At 66.9% G+C, this 2,328-nt stretch carries 2 protein-coding genes; both read left to right on the top strand.

Features of this window, described 5'->3' with window-relative positions:
• Window positions 1-815: LysR family transcriptional regulator (locus tag LQV45_RS26300; protein WP_230009634.1), on the top strand; the 815-nt coding region annotated here is incomplete at its 5' end.
• Window positions 816-931: 116 nt separating this feature from the next.
• Window positions 932-2,029: a tartrate dehydrogenase gene (locus tag LQV45_RS26295; RefSeq protein WP_230009632.1), complete on the top strand. Its 1,098-nt coding sequence runs from the start codon at window positions 932-934 to the stop codon at window positions 2,027-2,029.
• The last annotated feature ends 299 nt before the right edge of the window (window positions 2,030-2,328 follow it).

Below are 2,328 nucleotides of genomic sequence, written 5' to 3'. Positions count from 1 at the left end.
AGAAGGAGCTGGGCGTGCCGCTCTTCCACCGGATCGGGCGGCGGGCGGTGCTCACCGAGGCGGGCAAGGAGCTGATCGGGCCGGCCCGGCTCGTGATGCGCAACCTCGATGCTGCGCAGTCCGCGGTGCAGTCGGTGCGTGGGTTGCGCAGCGGACGGCTGGACATCGTCACGATGCCCTCACCCGGGATCGAGCCCCTGTCCTCGATGATCGCCGCCTTCACCCGGGCGCATCCCCTGGTCAGGCTCAATGTCAGCGCCGCCTTCACCCCGGAGGACGTCATCGAGTCTGTCCGAAGCGGCAGCACGGAGATCGGGCTGGCAGGCTCCCCCACGCCCATCAAGGTTCCCGGCGTTGAGGTGCTGGAGCTCGATCGCCAGCCGCTGATCCTTCTCGTCAATCCCCAGTCCGATACGTTTGGCGCCGCAACAACGATCCAACGCGAGGAGCTGGCCGGCCACCGCCTGGTCGCGAGCCAGCGTGGTTCGCTGATGCGCTGGCTTGTGGACGACGCACTGGCGCGGGGGATCGACGCCGAAATCGTCGTCGAGGTCGCCCACCGGACCTCGATCCTGCCGTTGGTCCTGGCCGGGGTCGGCCACGCCGTGATGCCGTCGTCGTGGGCGCCCCTGGCCCACAAATCGGGGCTGCGGACGCTGCTGATCGAACCCGTGTCCTACCTGGATGTTGCCGTTCTGAGCCGGAGGGACGACCTGACCCCCGCAGCCCGGTCCTTCCTGGCGGTGGCGCGGCTGCACGCGGCCCCGCAACCGCAAGGAGGGACAGAAACGCCTCCCCCGGCGCATCATCAATAGGCTGAACCTATCTAGCGGATCGGATCTTGGTCTTGGACGGCATGTGGTGCCGGCCCGTCTACTTGAAGAGGAAGGCAGTGTGACGCTGCTAACACACTCAACGAGGAGGTAGGCACATGAGCGCCACCCAGACATTCAGCATCGCTTCAATCCCCGCAGACGGAGTCGGCAAAGAGGTCGTCTCCGCCGGACGCCGGGTCCTGGACGCCCTGGCGCAGAATTCCGGCGGCAAGTTCGCCTTCGAATGGACCGAGTTCCCATGGGGCTGCGAGTACTACGCCAAGACCGGCCAGATGATGGACCCCGACGGACTGGACACCCTCAAGGACTTCGACGCCATCTACTTCGGCGCTGTCGGCTGGGAAAACGTCCCGGACCACATCAGCCTCTGGGGCCTGCGCCTGAATATCACGCAGAACTTTGACCAGTGGGCGAACATCCGTCCGGTGAAGTTCCTCCCGGGCGTCCAGTCCCCGCTGCGCAAGGCCGACACCACCGAGCTCGACTGGATTGTGGTCCGCGAAAACAGCGAAGGCGAGTACGCCGGCCTCGGCGGGCGCAACCTCAGCGGCCGCGGCCCGGGCAACGAGGTCGCCCTGCAGACCGCACTGTTCACCGAGAAGGGCTGCGAGCGCATCATGCGCTTCGCGTTCGATCTGGCCCGGACCCGCACGGTGAAGAAGGTCTCCTCCGTCACCAAGTCCAACGCCCAGCAGTACGGCATGGTCCTCTGGGACGAAACCTTCCAGCGTGTTGCCCTGGACTACCCCGATGTCGCCACCGAGAGCGTCCTGGTCGACGCGATGAGCGCCAAGTTCATCCTCCACCCGGAAGACCTCTCCGTGGTCGTCGCCTCCAACCTGAACGCCGACATCCTCTCCGACCTCGGCTCGGCCCTGGCCGGCAGCCTCGGCCTGGCGGCCAGCGCAAACCTGAACCCGGAGCGCCGCTTCCCGTCCATGTTCGAGCCGGTGCACGGCTCGGCCCCGGACATCGCGGGCAAGGGCATCAGCAACCCGATCGGCGCGATCGCCAGCGCAGCCCTGATGCTGGACCACTTCGGCCTGCACGAGGAAGCCCGCCGCGTCGAGGCCGCCATCGAAGAGGCAACCGGCGCCGGCCACCTGACCCGCGACGTCGGTGGCGACGCCACCACCGCGGACGTCACCGACGCCATCATCGAGGCCCTGGCCCGCACCCTGGCGGCCGTCTAACGCTTCCGTCTAGCGCTGCGGCGCACTGAAACGGACGACGCCGGCCGCGCGGCCACCGTCGAACGCTACACACTGCACGGGGCGGCTGCGCCGAACTGGCACCCGCCCCGTGGAAACCCCCACACTTAAAGCATCTCCAGAGACATTCCACAATGAGGTAGGAATCATGGGACACATCACCACTGCGGGCACGGAAATCCCGGCCCCCAAGAAACGCTGGTACAGGCAGCTGTACTTCTGGGTATTGACCGGCATCGTCCTCGGCATTCTGGTGGGCTGGCTGGCCCCGGCCTCTTTCA

The sequence above is a fragment of the Microbacterium sp. Bi128 genome, from assembly GCF_918698205.1.
Note: the sequence above shows the minus strand (reverse complement) of the source record. Positions and strands in the feature narration are given on the sequence as shown.